This window comes from Thalassospira sp. SN3W, assembly GCF_038070535.1.
Taxonomy (GTDB): domain Bacteria; phylum Pseudomonadota; class Alphaproteobacteria; order Rhodospirillales; family Thalassospiraceae; genus Thalassospira; species Thalassospira xiamenensis.
In genome coordinates, this window is the sequence record NZ_CP121124.1 from 2,594,026 (window position 1) to 2,608,319 (window position 14,294).

Annotated in this window: 13 protein-coding genes; all 13 read right to left on the reverse strand. The window is 54.2% G+C overall.

From position 1 onward, the window contains the following. Positions 1–17: 17 nt before the first annotated feature. The 13 genes from P8T57_RS11705 to P8T57_RS11765 all read right to left on the reverse strand — a co-directional run bounded on the left by P8T57_RS11705 (position 18) and on the right by P8T57_RS11765 (position 14,275). Positions 18–680, reverse strand: a complete 663-nt coding sequence (locus P8T57_RS11705) for an ATP-binding cassette domain-containing protein (RefSeq protein WP_007089019.1) — start codon at positions 678–680, stop codon at positions 18–20. Beyond that, positions 677–1,453 carry an ABC transporter ATP-binding protein gene (locus tag P8T57_RS11710; protein ID WP_007089018.1) on the reverse strand — a complete coding sequence of 259 codons (777 nt, stop codon included), beginning with the start codon at positions 1,451–1,453 and terminating at the stop codon, positions 677–679. The genes P8T57_RS11705 and P8T57_RS11710 overlap by 4 nt, the downstream gene beginning before the upstream one ends. Further along, positions 1,450–2,397, reverse strand: coding sequence for a branched-chain amino acid ABC transporter permease (locus P8T57_RS11715; RefSeq protein ID WP_071240819.1), 948 nt, complete (start codon positions 2,395–2,397; stop codon positions 1,450–1,452). The genes P8T57_RS11710 and P8T57_RS11715 overlap by 4 nt, the downstream gene beginning before the upstream one ends. Before the next feature lies 1 nt (position 2,398). Then, complete coding sequence (locus P8T57_RS11720) at positions 2,399–3,298, reverse strand: branched-chain amino acid ABC transporter permease (RefSeq protein ID WP_341363184.1); 900 nt, start codon at positions 3,296–3,298, stop codon at positions 2,399–2,401. Between the two features lie 74 nt (positions 3,299–3,372). After that, positions 3,373–4,686, reverse strand: a complete 1,314-nt coding sequence (locus P8T57_RS11725; protein ID WP_341363185.1) for an ABC transporter substrate-binding protein — start codon at positions 4,684–4,686, stop codon at positions 3,373–3,375. A 23-nt stretch (positions 4,687–4,709) separates the two neighbouring features. Beyond that, the gene (locus P8T57_RS11730) at positions 4,710–6,047 is read right to left on the reverse strand and encodes an ABC transporter substrate-binding protein (protein ID WP_007089014.1); all 1,338 of its coding nucleotides are present in this window, start codon (positions 6,045–6,047) and stop codon (positions 4,710–4,712) included. A gap of 250 nt (positions 6,048–6,297) precedes the next feature. Further along, positions 6,298–7,671 carry a sigma-54 dependent transcriptional regulator gene (locus P8T57_RS11735; RefSeq protein WP_063095254.1) on the reverse strand — a complete coding sequence of 458 codons (1,374 nt, stop codon included), beginning with the start codon at positions 7,669–7,671 and terminating at the stop codon, positions 6,298–6,300. Further along, positions 7,634–9,394 carry a HAMP domain-containing sensor histidine kinase gene (locus tag P8T57_RS11740; RefSeq protein ID WP_063095252.1) on the reverse strand — a complete coding sequence of 587 codons (1,761 nt, stop codon included), beginning with the start codon at positions 9,392–9,394 and terminating at the stop codon, positions 7,634–7,636. Before P8T57_RS11740 ends, P8T57_RS11735 begins: the two co-directional genes overlap by 38 nt. A 286-nt stretch (positions 9,395–9,680) precedes the next feature. Beyond that, entirely contained in the window at positions 9,681–10,724 is a 1,044-nt protein-coding gene (locus P8T57_RS11745; protein WP_341363186.1) for an L-idonate 5-dehydrogenase, read from the reverse strand. A 3-nt stretch (positions 10,725–10,727) separates the two neighbouring features. Further along, positions 10,728–12,002 (reverse strand): TRAP transporter large permease, encoded by a 1,275-nt coding sequence (locus tag P8T57_RS11750; protein ID WP_341363187.1) that lies wholly within the window; start codon positions 12,000–12,002, stop codon positions 10,728–10,730. Further along, positions 11,999–12,508 (reverse strand): TRAP transporter small permease, encoded by a 510-nt coding sequence (locus tag P8T57_RS11755; protein ID WP_007089008.1) that lies wholly within the window; start codon positions 12,506–12,508, stop codon positions 11,999–12,001. The genes P8T57_RS11750 and P8T57_RS11755 overlap by 4 nt, the downstream gene beginning before the upstream one ends. A 55-nt stretch (positions 12,509–12,563) precedes the next feature. After that, positions 12,564–13,538 (reverse strand): TRAP transporter substrate-binding protein, encoded by a 975-nt coding sequence (locus P8T57_RS11760; RefSeq protein ID WP_007089007.1) that lies wholly within the window; start codon positions 13,536–13,538, stop codon positions 12,564–12,566. A gap of 26 nt (positions 13,539–13,564) precedes the next feature. Beyond that, positions 13,565–14,275 carry a GntR family transcriptional regulator gene (locus P8T57_RS11765; protein ID WP_007089006.1) on the reverse strand — a complete coding sequence of 237 codons (711 nt, stop codon included), beginning with the start codon at positions 14,273–14,275 and terminating at the stop codon, positions 13,565–13,567. Positions 14,276–14,294 lie beyond the last annotated feature (19 nt).

Here is a 14,294-nt window from a genome sequence, read left to right on the forward strand (position 1 = left end):
TCCTCGCGTTGGCCGGTTCAGGCGAACTGGGTTGCTGATGGGGAAACTGTGCCGCGTTCGATGCGGTAGCTGCCTGTCACCAGATCGGCGGAATGGGTGTCATCTGACTCGGAAATCAGGACGCACAAACCGCTGCTGCCAAGGTTGGAAATGACTTCGGACAGGCGGCGTGACAGAACCGGGGCAACACCTTCGAACGGTTCATCAAGCAGCAACAACTTCCGGCCCGGCATAAGGGCGCGGCCAAGTGCGACCAGCTTTTGCTGTCCCCCCGAAAGCTGTAAGGCGCGGCGCGCCCGGAACTGCGCAATTTCCGGAAGCAGGTCATAAACCCATTCCAGACGTTCCCTGGCATCGGCAATGCCGTTGGCCCATGCAGGCAGAAGAATATTTTCCTCAACCGTAAGTGACGGGATCAGGCGGCGGTCTTCGGGCATGTAACTGATACCGCCTTTTGCCCGACCAAAATCAGCCGTTTTGCGCAGATCCTTGCCATCAAAGGTAATGGAACCATCGTCGGCCTCAAGCAATCCCATGATGGCACGCATCAATGTGGTTTTGCCTGCACCATTATGACCGATCAGACCAAACATCTGCCCAGACGGAACGGTCAGCGAAACATCACGCAGGATCGGAATGTTGCCGATTGAAACATTCAGGTTCTTGATTTCAAGCGTCATGATGCGCCATTCCCCTTTTTGTGAGTGGGACGATGGCCGGTCACGAGATCACGCACGCGTTCTTCGGCAAGAACCGCCGACGGGTTGCCGTCGGCGATGATTTCACCGCTATAGAAGGCCAGAACACGCGAAACGTAACGTTCGACCACATCCATGTCATGTTCAACAAACAGCACTGTCACACCATGCTGGCGGACGGCATTCATCACGGTGTCCATCAGGGCGGTTTTCTCGTCCATGCTGACGCCACTGGTCGGTTCATCCAGCAAAAGCATCTGCGGATTGCCAATCAGGGCCATGGCGATATCCACCAGTTTGCGTGCACCTTGCGGAACTGCCGTCACCAATGAATCACGATAATTTTCGACACCGAATTCACGCAGGATGTCTTCGGCCCGTGCGATGCGTTTGTCGCTGCGAAGCGGGCTCAGGAAGCTTGGGCGTGGACTTTCGGCAGCGGCAAGGGCAACGATCAGATTGTCGATTACCGTCATTTCAGGAAATAGTTGTGCAACCTGAAATGAACGTGCCATGCCAGCACGGGTGATGGCACGTGGCGAACGGCCAAGAATAGACTTGCCGTTAAACTGTATTTCACCACGGGTCGGCTTAAGATAACCGGTCACCATATTGATGAAGGTTGTCTTGCCCGCGCCGTTGGACCCGATGACGCCAACGATTTCACCTTTGGAAATCCGGACATCAAGGTCCTTTGCGGCGATGACCGCCCCAAATTCCTTGTTTAGCGATCTGGTTTCAAGAATGACAGTCATGCACGTTCTCCTGACTTTTTCCGTGATACCAGGCTCCAGAGCCCTTTAGGCAGGAAGACGATGACACCCAAAAGGGTAAATCCGAGGATCATCTGCCAGGTATGGGGAACCAGTTCGATTGCATAGGTCCGCACGACCGAGAAAACCACGGCAGCAATGAACGGAGCGGCGACATGACCCAGCCCGCCGAGAAGAGCGATAAAGATGAATTCGCCCGATGTGGTCCAATAGGCCATTTCAGGGTCGACATGCCCGGTGGCCAGGGCAGTCAATCCACCGCCAAGTGCGGAAACTGCTGCGGCACAGACATAGTTGCCGTACAGTAGCCAGCGCGGCGAGAGACCAAGATATTCTACGCGGACTTCGTTTTCGCGAACGGCTTCGCAGATCACGCCGATCCCGGCCTTGGTATAACGGTGGATCAGAACGGCAATGACCAGACCTGCCAGAACGGTCAGGGTGAATACAGTAAGCTGACTGCCTTCGCCGCCTTCTGGTGCCCAGCCAAAGACGGTCCAGTTATGCACGTTAAATCCGTCCGTACTGCCCAGTTCAGGGCTTTTGACAAGGATGCCGAACAGGATCATCGAAAATGCCAGCGACAGCATTGCAAAGAAGATGTCCCGATATCGGGTCAGCAACAGCCCCAGCAACATGGCAACCGCAATTGCCACCAGCATGCCAAGGGCCAGGGCAGCAATTGCATCATGGATGCCAAAGAACTGGCCACCCATGCCGACGGTATATCCACCAATGCAGTAAAATAGGCCCTGGCCAAACGATACCAGGCCGGAGCGCATCTGCATGACAACGCCTTGCACAACGAGGGCTTTGGCAAAGGCGATGGTCAAAAGGAAGATCAGCCAGCCGGGCGATACAAACCCGAACAGCACGCAGGCAATCGCAATTGCAGCAAGCGAGATTTCAGTTTTATCGAAGCGCATGTCAGATTTTCCTCGCCAAAGTACGGCCAAAAAGGCCTTCGGGGCGGAACGCCAGAACCAGCGACATCACGCCGTAAATGACGAAAAGTTCGAATTCAGGGGCATAATGAACGGCAGCGGCGCGGCTCAATCCAACCAGAAGGGCACCAACCGCGGCACCGCCGATGCTGCCAAGTCCACCAATCACGACCACGGCAAAGGCCAGAACGATGACTTCAATCCCGATACCCGGCACAACCGAGATGGCAGGTGCGGTCAGCGCACCGGCAAGTGCACCAAGGATGGTACCGATGACAAAGGTGATGGTGAACATGAGGCGGACATTAACGCCCATCGCCACCGCGATCTCGCGGTCATGGATCACCGCGCGCAATACCTTGCCGGTATTGGTGCGTTCGAGCAGTCCCCACAAAACAAGGCCAATGACGGCCGAAACCCCGACCAGTGACAGGTCGTAATTCGAAACCTTAAGCAGTCCAAAAGACGTTCGGCCGAGTTCGGAATAGGGCTGATAGGCGAAATACGGATTGACCCCCCAGACGATTTTCATCGTGTCTTCAAGGATAAGCAAAAGCGCATAGGTAATGATCACCATCAGGATTTCGTCGCGGCCGTACATCAGGCGCAGCAATCCGCGTTCAATGATCACGCCGACAATCAGTCCGGCAACCAGTGCCGCACCAATCAGCAAAAGATAACTGATCCAGGCCGGGCCGATACCGTTGTTGAAATACCAGCCAACAAGGGATGCTGCCGAATAGGCGCCAATGGCATAGAAGCTGCCGTGCGCCATGTTCAGGATGCGCATCACCCCGTAAATCACGGTCAGGCCAGCGGCCACGAGAAACAGCCACGATGCATAGATCGAGCCATCAATCAGGACGGCAAGAAGACTTGTCATCACAAATATCCAGTGTGCAGGGAAAAGGGCGGGCATCCCGCAAAAGAGATGCCCGCATCGCAGGAAGATTGCGTTTAGTTACACTGAGCGCCCGGGAAGCCCTGGGCAATCCAGTCTGCGGCAGAAACACCTTCTGGCGGAGTTACGCATTCGCCTGAGAATGAAACGGTATTGACGATGGACGCCTTGCCGTCTTCATAGTGGTATTCGCCATAGGTGATGCCCTGCATCGCCTGATGACCATTGCCGCGCGCCATTTCGACAGTACCCGAAACGGATTCAAAGGTTGCCCCCTTGAGGCCCGTCGCAAGCTGATCTGCGGTCGGGATTTCCTTGTTGGCAAGGCCTGCATTTTCAGCGGCAAATTTCAGGCCGAGGATCGCTTGTGCCATCTTGGTTGCCGGGTAAACCGGATCAAGATCATAGGCGGCGTTATAAGCACCCTTGAACCAGGTGTTCAGGGCGTTGTCCGGCGCAAATGCACCGAACGGACCGCGCGCACCGATGATCATGCCATTTGGTGCCTGATCTTTATAGGTGGCAAGGCTCGCTTCACCGCAGGTTAGCAAACCGGTGGCGTCTTCAAGAAGGCCACGGGCATTTGCCTGAAGAACCAGGGCTTCCATGTCGCCACCCCAGAAGGAGCTGTGGACGATTTCCGGACGTTTGACCGACAGGGCAGAGATTTCTGCGCCATACTGGCCCTGATAGATTTTTGGGAACTGTTCTTCGACGATTTCTGATTCCGGCAGCAGTTTTGCCGCTGCAGCGGTAAAGTCAGCCCAGCTGTCCTGACCCCAGGAATAGTTCTGCTGAATACCTGACAGACGGGTTACGTCCGGACGGGTTGCTTTGAGATAGCGAACGGCACCGATATTGTCGACCGATGCATCAAGGCCGGTACGGAACATATATTGTGCATCGGGGTTATCCGCAAACAGGCGGGGAGTGCCGCAATCATACGCAATAGTGAAGGTTTTCAGTTCTTCTGCTACAGGAGCAACTGCGAGGCAATCACCCGAAGACACATAGCCGATCACGGCATCAACTTTTTGGCGCTGGACAAGGTTGCGGTATTCTTCAACCTGCTTGGTTGCACCACCAGCCTCATCAATAATAACTGCTTCGATTTCCGCCCCATTGATGCCAAGCTTGTTATAAGGTGCCGGTACTTCTCCCTTGTTAAGCGCTTCGACAAGAATTTTGGCGGCATTCGCAGAAGGAACGCCAAACGGACCAGCAGCCGGGCCAGACAGGAAGGTGACGATGCCGACGCGGAATTTGCCGTTTTCGGCAGCCGATGCAGCTGATGCAAGGCCGGCCGTCAAGGCAAGGGCAGCGACGCCCGAAACCAGATAATTGCTGAAAGTTGTTTTATTATTCTTCACTTTTTTCCTCCCTTGGGAAAGGTCTATGGAGATGGCGGTGGAACAGCCTCAGACCCACCGGCCACGGCATCGCGGCGGCGTTTGACCATCTCTTTTGACGGTTTGAGGTCTTCGGCGTCATAGATCGCCCAATTCCCCACCATCAGTTTCGATGGCGGAAAATCTTCGTTATGGACGACCGTGCCCACGGCTTGCGCCTGGACAATCTGGTGGGTGTCGGGATCGATATAGGATGCAAAGCCCGGCGGGTCTTCGGGCAGGGCCAGTTGCAACCCTTCGAGTGCGGTAATCAGTGCCCTGTCATCGTCTGAGCCGCCCGCCTTTTCGATGGCACGCGCAATTGCAATAATGCCGGTATAGGCACCCTCGGCGGCATAAGTCGGATAACGACCGGTCAGGTGATGGAATTGCGCGACAAATCGTTTGTTACGTCCGGTTTCTGGCCAATTATTGTGATGACGAGCCGAAAGGATCAGGCCGGGATAGGGCTGATTACCCAGCGCCATCATCACGTCGTAATTGGCACCGGTATCAAAATTGGCCAGACGGGTGGTTTCAAAGAAACGGGTCGTTGATGCCTGTTTGATGAAGGCAATGAAATCTCCACCCCAAAGTGCGGTGACAACGACGTCCGGCTTCGCCGATTGCAGGGCATTGATATAGATCGAATAGTCCGGCTCATAGAGCTTGGGCCATAATGCGCTGACGGTTTCATATTCAACACCAAGGCCATCGAGTGCCAGTTGCAAGTCCGTCCAGGAAACATGCCCATAATCATAGTCGGGCCCCACAAAGGCCAGCCGTTTCCAGCCAGTTTCCTTTTGAATGTCGCGCAGATAGCGCGCCCCTGCGGCCATACTGGTCCAGCTGTCATTTGTGACCCGGAAATAATAATCATGACCGGCTTCGATGCTGAGCCGAGAAGATGCATGATCGGTTCCGATCATGATGACTTTTTCCTGACGGGCAAGGTCGCTTACTGCGTGGGCAACGCCTGATGATACGATCCCGCAGAAAAACCGGGCTTTATCCTTGGCGATGAAGTCCTGTGCCAAACGCACGGCATAAGAAGCCTTTGATCGCGGATCATCGGCAATGATGCGAAGCTTTGGTGGGGTTAGTCCTGCCTTGGTTTCAGCGGCAAGGTCATCAAGTGCGATTTGAATGCCGACGATGCTGTCTCGACCATAGGTCGCTGATCGACCGGTCATGGGGTACAAACAGCCGATCACCGCATCCGCTTCTTTGGCTGATGCGCCCAGCTCAAAACGTTCGGCTTGTGCGCTATTGGCGACAAGCATTGTGAACGTGGCAATAATTATGGTGATGCACCCGGAAACCGGGCGTTTGAGCATCTCCATGATGTATCCTCCCTACGAATGGTTGTTCCATTCGTGTTTGTACCTTTGTCCCACTGATTGGCAAAGGCTGTGCCAACTGATCACTAAAAGGAAAAAGGCAGGGAGATTGCGGTTTTGTGCGATGGATGTGCGGGCGCTCACAAACAATGCGCGCGGTTATGAGCGGTTGGCGCTCCGAACGGAAAAAGCCATTGAGCGGTTTTCGCTCAATGGCTTTTGATTTCGTGAATGGCCGGAACCGCCCTTTTTGTTATTGAAGTCCCAGTCTTTGCAGCCTTCGCTTTAAGGCGTGTCGTGAAATGCCAAGGATTTCTGCCGCCCGGCCCTTGTGCCCGTTTGCCTGATCAAGCGCGTCCCGCACCAGAGTGCGTTCCGTGGTATCAAGGCGATCCTGCAATTGCGGCGCGTTAGAGCTTGCGGGCTGATGGGGTTCCCGTTCGTCATGCAACTCGTCTTCATGAAATTCGGCAGGCAGGAGTTCCGGGTAAATCATCTTTGCCGGATACAAAATGGTCAGCCGTTCGATCAGGTTCTTGAGTTCGCGTACATTCCCGCGCCAGTGATGTGCAAGCAAAATATCAACCGTTTCCAGTGCAAACTTGATCGGTTGGCATCCCTCGGCCTTTGCCTGTTTATCGGCAAAATGTTCGACCAGTTTGATGATGTCGTCCCCCCGTTCCCGAAGGGCCGGGATATCAATGGTAATGACATTCAACCGATAGAACAGGTCTTCGCGGAAATTGCCTAGACGGACTTCTTCGGCAAGGTCGCGGTTGGTTGCCGCAATCACACGTACATCGGCCGATGCCGAATGCTCGCTGCCAACCGGGCGATAAGCACCATTTTCCAGGAAGTGCAGGAATTTAGCCTGCAGAGCCAGCGGAAGTTCGCCGATCTCGTCGAGAAACAGGCTGCCACCATCTGCGAGCTTTACCAGACCGGTACGTTTCTGATGGGCACCTGTATAGGAGCCTTTTTCCGCGCCAAAGAGTTCGGACTCAATCAGTTGCTCGGGCAATGCTGCGCAGTTCACCTCGATGAAGGCGCGCGATGATCGTGGGCTTTCGCCATGGATTGCCCGTGCGACCAATGCCTTGCCAGTGCCGGACTCTCCCAGCAAAAGAATACGGCTGGCACTACTTTTGGCGACGCGTTCAATAGTGGTGCGCAGGTTGTTCATGACTGTGCAATCGCCGATCAGGCCGTTGGCCGGAACATCGCGTTTACGATGATATTCCAGTTCCAGTGCCGTCTGATTTTGATCCAGAACGGTATTGATCGTGTGGATCAGCTCATCAAGTTCGAACGGCTTGCTAAGATAGTCTGCGGCCCCAAGCTTGACGGCCTTGACTGCCGCACGGGTATCGCCATGCGCCGAGATCATGATCGCAGGTATATCAATGTCAAGATTACGGATACTGTTCAGGACCTCCATGCCATCGGCGCCGGGCAGGCGCAGATCAAGCAGGATAATGTCGAACTGGTTCTTCCGAACTTCGAGAAAGGCATCTTCGCCGGAATGAACGCCCGTGACGTCCATACCTTCTGTTCTTAGTGCAAAACTCAAAGAACGAACGAACGATTCCTCATCGTCGACGATCAGTATTCTGATCTTCTGGGACATTTTCGGGATATTCCTCCTCGGAAGTTCCTACTTTTGCGGCGAGGAACTTCAATGTAATTGTCGTGCCCTCTTGCGGGGCGCTTTCAATATGAATGGTACCTTGATTGGCCTCGACGAGCTGCTGGCTGATCGTCAGGCCAAGACCGGTCCCTTTGCTTTTCATGGTAAAAAATGGTTGTACCACGTCAAGCAAATGCTGTTTGGGGATGCCCGCGCCATCGTCTGTGACGCGGATTTCTACCCACTCTTCGTTCTGTTCTGCCCGCAAACCGACGGTGCCGCCGACCTTACAGGCCTGAATGGCATTGATGCCAAGATTAAGCAGAACCTGCAAAACCTGATCCGGGTCGATATGAAGCTTCAGCCCGGAATCGCCGCTGGTGTAAAACCGGACATTCGCTTCTTTGGCAATCGGTTCAAGAACTCGGGAAGACTGACGAAACAGCTCGCGAACTTCGGCATTTTGCAGATTGGCCTCTCCCGGGCGTCCATAAGCCAGAAGATCGTTCACCACGCGTGAAAGGCGATCAATCTGATGGCCCATGTCGTCAAGCAAGACCTTGCGTTCACCATCCTGTTCCTTGCGGGTGAGGGCCTGAACGGTGGTTTTCATCGTGGCCAATGGATTGCGAACTTCGTGGGCAACGCCCGTTGCAAACTGTCCAAGTACTGCAAGTTTTTCGGCGCGAACGGTTCGGTCAATCAGGTCTTTAAGCTGCCATGCCATGGTGTTGAATGCTTTGGCAACCGTACTGATTTCATCACGGCGGCGGCCTTCGGGCAGACGGTAATATAGATCGCCCGATGCAATGCTGTGCGCGCCCTGAACCAGTGTATCAACCCTTCGCCGCAGGCTGCGCGACAGGGCAAAAAAGATTGCCAGAATGACCAGGATTATAAGGGTCGCTGTGACATAAAGCCAAAACCGGGTCTGATCAATCGGTTGCAAAATGGTGCCTGGATGAACACTCATGACGATATTCCAGCCCGGAAGAATGCTGGGGCCTTCAATCAGTTCACCGGTGACTTCGGCCGGACGGCCCGTTGGGTCCAGAACAACACCACCTGGCGTTCGCAAAAGCGGTTCAATCACCCCGGCAACACCAGCACTGACAAGGAGTTCGGTCAGGGATGCAAGACGCATATGAAGCGCAACAGACGTATTCTGGCCGAGCCCGTTATCGCGAATATGCTGACGCATCAAAATCCAGCCGGAATTCCCATTTTCGGGCAGTTGCGGCCCGATGAATTCGATACCTTCATGTTCGACGCGGGGAAGACCTCGGATATCCCAACCGGTTTTGGACCAATATGGCGGGCCGGACGCGGCTTGCCCGGCAACCAGTCTGTCCAGATTATCATTCCAGTCAAAAAATAGCACGCCATACAAATCAGGTGAATCCGCCTCGACCCGCAGCAATGCAAGCGCCTCTTCTGCCTGCGGTGAATTTGGCGCATCAATGAAGGCCGGTAACGCCGGGTGGTTTGACAGGGTCACCAATTGATAAATGCGGGCGTCCAGAAATGCGGAAAGTTTGTTTGATGTTGCTGCAACCTGCGCGCTCAGGCGCTCACCCGTCAGGCGGTCAATCAGTTCATTGGAAAAACGCTGATAAAAGAAGCTCAGTGCGACAAGCGCACATATGACAACGCCGACCGATAAAAGCGTGTATCGGCCAACCAAACTCATACGCTGATTGCGCGACCAATGGAAACCGGACACTTAGCGCCTCCCATGCGCTGGTTTTACCAACGCGCATTGTTCATTTGCTTAGTTCTGTCGGAATTGTCTTCATCCGGCAAGTCAAACGTCTCTTTTGCCCAAGGACGACAATTTAACAAGTCGTCCTAGAATGTGACGCACATCAATCTTCAGCCGCGTGCCGGGGGGGGCAAGATGGCAAACCTGCCAGACGTTTCATCGGGCCTAACTAGGGGGCCTCATGAAGAAGGCTGTGACATGAATAATGCCACAGCCTTCTTGGTATCCGGATAAACAGGAAGCAAGTTCAATTGGCGAAAGACAATTGAACTTTAACCGATTTGCTTCGATCTCGTGCGACGTCAAACGCTTCTTGTGCGGTTTCAAGCGGATAGGTTTGGGTGATGATTGGGGTGACATTTATGTCACCGCGGTCAATCAGGCGCACAGCATCGGCAAATTCCGCGTGGAATCGGAAGGTTCCGGTGATCGTGATTTCCTTGGCGACCAGCGGGTTGAAGGGGACAGGGATTTCACCTGCAACCCCGACCTGAACCAGAATACCCTGCGGCCGCAAAACACTGATTGCAGACCGCAATGCCGCCGGGGCGGCTGAGCATTCCAGGCAAACGTCAAACAGACCTTTGTCCTGTTCATAGGCTTTCAGGTCGTCCGCGGCATTGGCGATATTGATGGTGCGGGTTGCACCCATTTGCTGCGCAACATTCAGCGCGAAATCCTGCAAATCGGTAACAACAATTTCACTGGCCCCCGCACGTTTGGCCGCGGCGGCACAAAGGCTTCCAATCGGGCCAGCCCCGGTAATCAGAACCTTTTTCCCCGAAAGGTCGCCAGCACGCGCCACGGCATGCAGACAGACTGCCAGTGGTTCTGCACAGGCGGCATGGCCGATATCTGTTTGATTGCTGATCGCAAAGCACTGGTCTTGCCGGACATTGACCAGATCACGGAATGCTCCCTGAATATGGGGCATTGGCATTGCAGAGCCGAAGAACTTCATGTTCAGGCAATGCTGCTGCAGGTTTTTCTTGCAATAGCTGCAAGTGCCGCATGGGTGACTTGGATTGATCGCGACCTTTTGTCCGATGGCAAGCCCGGTAACATCGGGGCCAAGCGCAACAATCGTCCCAGCGGCTTCGTGGCCCAGAATGATCGGTTCGCGCACGCGGATCTGGCCGATACCGCCTTCGAAATAATAATGCATATCCGAACCACACACACCGCCGGCCCCGACGCGGATAAGAACTTCGTCATGGGCGGGAGCAGGGGCGTTTTCAGTTTCGATCCGCAGATCGTCTTGGCCATACAGACGGCAAACACGTGTTTGCATAGATTACTCCATCAGGGACGGCAGCCAGGTTGACAGCGCCGGGATATAGGAAACAAGAAACAGGATCAGGATGTTCGTCAGAAGGAACGGCGTCAGGGCCCGGATCACCGTGGTGACCGGTGCCTTGGCAATGTTTGCACAGATAAACATGCAAATCCCGACCGGCGGAGTTGTCAGACCGATCATCAGGTTGAGAACCGCAAACACGGCAAAGTGGATCGGATCAACGCCGACATTGGTCGCCAGTGTCAGAAGCGGCACAAACAGGATGATCAGGGCTGCGATGGTTTCCATGAACATGCCGACGACAAGCAGCACCAGATTGATCAGTAGAATGACGACATATTTATTGTCGGTCACGGACAAGACCGCATTCGAGATCATCTGGGGAATGCGTTCAGAAACCAAAATCCAGCCAAACACGTTGGCCAAACCGACAAGGGCCAGAATGGCCGCCGCAGTGACGGCACTATCGACAATGATTTTTGGAACCCTGCGCAGTGGCAGTTCACGATAAATGAAGCAGCCCACAATCAGGGCATAGAGGCTTGCGATGACGGCGGTTTCTGTAGGCGTGACTATGCCGCTTAGCAGACCGCCAACGATTAGTGCCGTCATGGCAAGAGCCCAGAAGGCCCCCATGAAGGAGCGAAGCAGTTCGCCAAAGCCCTGCCATGGCTGGTGGGGGAATTTGCGACGAACAGCGATGATGTAGCAGGTAATCATCATGGCAATGCCCATCAGGATGCCCGGGATGGCTCCGGCGATGAACATTTTGCCAACAGAGATACCCGAAAGTGCGCCGACGATGATCATTGGCATACTTGGCGGGATGATCGGGCCAACCGTAGATGAGGCCGCGGTCACCGCAGCAGAAAAGGCAGGGGTATAACCGGCGCGCACCATGCCGGGAATCATCATGCCACCGATGGAAGCAGCATCGGCAACCGCAGTACCAGAAATGCCACCAAACAGCATGGAGCCGGTAACGTTGGTAAGGCCCAGCCCACCGCGCATCCAGCCCACCATTGCATTGGCGAACCGGACGATGCGCGGCGTGATGCCACCCCCATTCATCAGGTTCCCGGCAAGGATGAAGCCAGGGATGCAAAGCAGAACAAAGACGTCCATCCCAGCGAACATTTTTTGCGGGATGACGACGAGCGGAATGCCTTCAATGAGCAGATAACAAAGCGAAGACAGGCCCAAAGTAACGGCAACGGGAAGCCCGATAACAAGGCCGAGGGCGAAAACGCCAAGTAAGATTGCAAGGCTCATGGAAAGTCCTTTGTCGTGTCTTCGGGTTTTCCGTCAGATACACCGGCGATAACACGGATCATACGCAAGGTTGCGAAAAGGCTAAGCAGCACGAGAAGGATGAATACCGTCGCGTGGATAAAGTCCATTCGGACCCCGAGTGCAGGCGAGGTTTGCATGACACCGATGGAAACGAACCTCCATGCGGGGGATACCAGAATCAGGCAGAAGCCAGTGGTTAGTGCGGCTGAAACGAACATGAGCGCTCGCTGTATGCGCAGGGGTAGCATTTCGCATACGATATCAACATTGACCAATTCACCATTGCGGAACGAGAGACCAACGCCGAAAGCGGCGAGAAATAGCAGGGCATAGCGCGTTAGTTCTTCTGTCCAGACCGGAGAGCTGGGCATGAAGGTGCGCGAAAAGACCTGTATCAGAACCGTGCACATCAGGATGCTGAAGGCAGCCCCCGTTGCGATGCGACACAGTGCGATAATGAACGCGTATAATCTGGCAAAAAACACGTTGCTTCCCCGTCGGAAAGAGATCGGTCACGCGAAGTGACCGATCCCGCACATTTTATTTTGTGAAGAGTTCTTCGACGAACGGACGAATTTCGTCGGAAACATTGGCGAGAACTGCATCTTTAGCTTTTGCAGCAAAGGCCTTTTTGTCGACTTCAACAAAGGTCATGCCTTTTTCCTGAAGTTCTTTGGTCAGGCGTTCTTCGTCCGCGGCGAACAGGTCGCGTTCGTAAGCTTGTGCGCGTTTTGCGGCCTCGGTCACTGCAGCCTTGTCTTCGTCAGACAGGTTGTTCCAGGTGATTTCCGAAATGGTCAGGTAGATCCATGAACGAACATGCTCGGTTTTGTTCACGAATTTCTGAACTTCATCGAAGCTGGCGGAATCGATGAGCGCAAGCGGGTTTTCCTGCGCGTCAATCGTGCCAGCCTGAAGCGAGGTAAAGACTTCGGAGAAGGCCATCGGTGTCGGCTGTGCACCAAGCGCCTTCCAGACATCGAGGAACAGCGGCACGTTCGGAACGCGCATTTTCAGACCATTGAGATCATCCGGGCTTTTGATTTCACGGTTCGAGGTCAGGTTACGCGGACCACGTGCAAAATAGGCGATCGGACGAATCTGTGCCTTTTCGACGATCTGATCTTCGATTTTTGAACCGATTTCGCCGCTGGCAACCGCATCCATGTCTTCTAGCGTGGGATAGGCGTAAGGCACAGCCAGAAGGGCCGCCATCGGAGCCCAGTTCTGAAGGCTTTCACCGGTAATGGTCATGTCGACCGAACCAAGCTGCATGCCGTTGATCAGGTCGATTTCCTTGCCGAGCGTTTCGTTCGGGAAGACCTGAACATCAATGCGGCCGTCGGTAAGGCTTGAGAGTTCTTCGCCGAATTTGACCGCAGCCTTGTGCCAGGAATTCTGTTCATTGGCGAGATGGCCAAGTTTGAGGGTCATTTCAGCCGCAATCGCAGAACTGCTCATCATCATGGCTGCGACACCAGCGATCATAAGTTTTTTGGTCGTTTTTTTAAGCATATTTTCCTCCCAGTTCGGTTGACGTCTCAGGATGACAACGCAGAATTGGCGTCATCAAAAAGCTCCGTTTTGGAGCGGGCAATATCAGGCAGCGTATGCAGGATTTCACGGAGGTGTTCACGCATGGCTGCGCTGGCTGTTTCGGGATCACGGGCTGTGATCGCCGCAACAATTCGGACATGCTGTTCGATGATTTCGTCCATCGGAAACTGGAAGTAGCTCAGATACCGTACCCGGTCGAGCTGGGCGCGGACATCTTCAACGACCTTCCACGCATATGTTCTTCCTGCGGCCTCCGCCAGGCAGTGATGAAAATCATGATCCAGTTTCAGAAACGACCGTGCATCGCCTTTCATTGCTTTGCGCTGATCGGAAATCAGTTGTTCGAGACGGGCAAGAAACGCGTCGTCAGGTTCTTTTGCAACAAAGCGTGCAATGTCGGCTTCAATGGCTTCGCGGACAAATCGTGCGTCAAGAACAGCGGCAACAGAAATTTTCCGCACATAGGTTCCGCGCTGCGGACGAACTTCCAAAAGACCCTCGTCGGCAAGCTTGATGAAAGCTTCGCGGACCGGTTGGCGGCTGACATTAAAATGTTTTGCAAGTTCTGCTTCGGACAGGCGCACACCGGGAAGCAGGTCCGTACACACGATCCGTTCGCGTATGATGCGATGGATCTGTGGGCCGACAGCCTGATCGTGCGTGATTTCCCAGTCGTTTTGTTCGGGATCGCCCATCAATCTCTCCTTGCTTTTC

What these genes read in the sequence shown, in the direction of transcription:
- P8T57_RS11765 (WP_007089006.1), bottom strand. Translation starts at nt 14,275, where the DNA reads ATGGGCGATCCCGAACAAAACGACTGGGAAATCACGCACGATCAGGCT.
- P8T57_RS11715 (WP_071240819.1), bottom strand. Translation starts at nt 2,397, where the DNA reads ATGCGCTTCGATAAAACTGAAATCTCGCTTGCTGCAATTGCGATTGCC.
- P8T57_RS11720 (WP_341363184.1), bottom strand. Translation starts at nt 3,298, where the DNA reads ATGACAAGTCTTCTTGCCGTCCTGATTGATGGCTCGATCTATGCATCG.
- P8T57_RS11750 (WP_341363187.1), bottom strand. Translation starts at nt 12,002, where the DNA reads ATGAGCCTTGCAATCTTACTTGGCGTTTTCGCCCTCGGCCTTGTTATC.
- P8T57_RS11730 (WP_007089014.1), bottom strand. Translation starts at nt 6,047, where the DNA reads ATGGAGATGCTCAAACGCCCGGTTTCCGGGTGCATCACCATAATTATT.
- P8T57_RS11745 (WP_341363186.1), bottom strand. Translation starts at nt 10,724, where the DNA reads ATGCAAACACGTGTTTGCCGTCTGTATGGCCAAGACGATCTGCGGATC.
- P8T57_RS11760 (WP_007089007.1), bottom strand. Translation starts at nt 13,538, where the DNA reads ATGCTTAAAAAAACGACCAAAAAACTTATGATCGCTGGTGTCGCAGCC.
- P8T57_RS11735 (WP_063095254.1), bottom strand. Translation starts at nt 7,671, where the DNA reads ATGTCCCAGAAGATCAGAATACTGATCGTCGACGATGAGGAATCGTTC.
- P8T57_RS11705 (WP_007089019.1), bottom strand. Translation starts at nt 680, where the DNA reads ATGACGCTTGAAATCAAGAACCTGAATGTTTCAATCGGCAACATTCCG.
- P8T57_RS11710 (WP_007089018.1), bottom strand. Translation starts at nt 1,453, where the DNA reads ATGACTGTCATTCTTGAAACCAGATCGCTAAACAAGGAATTTGGGGCG.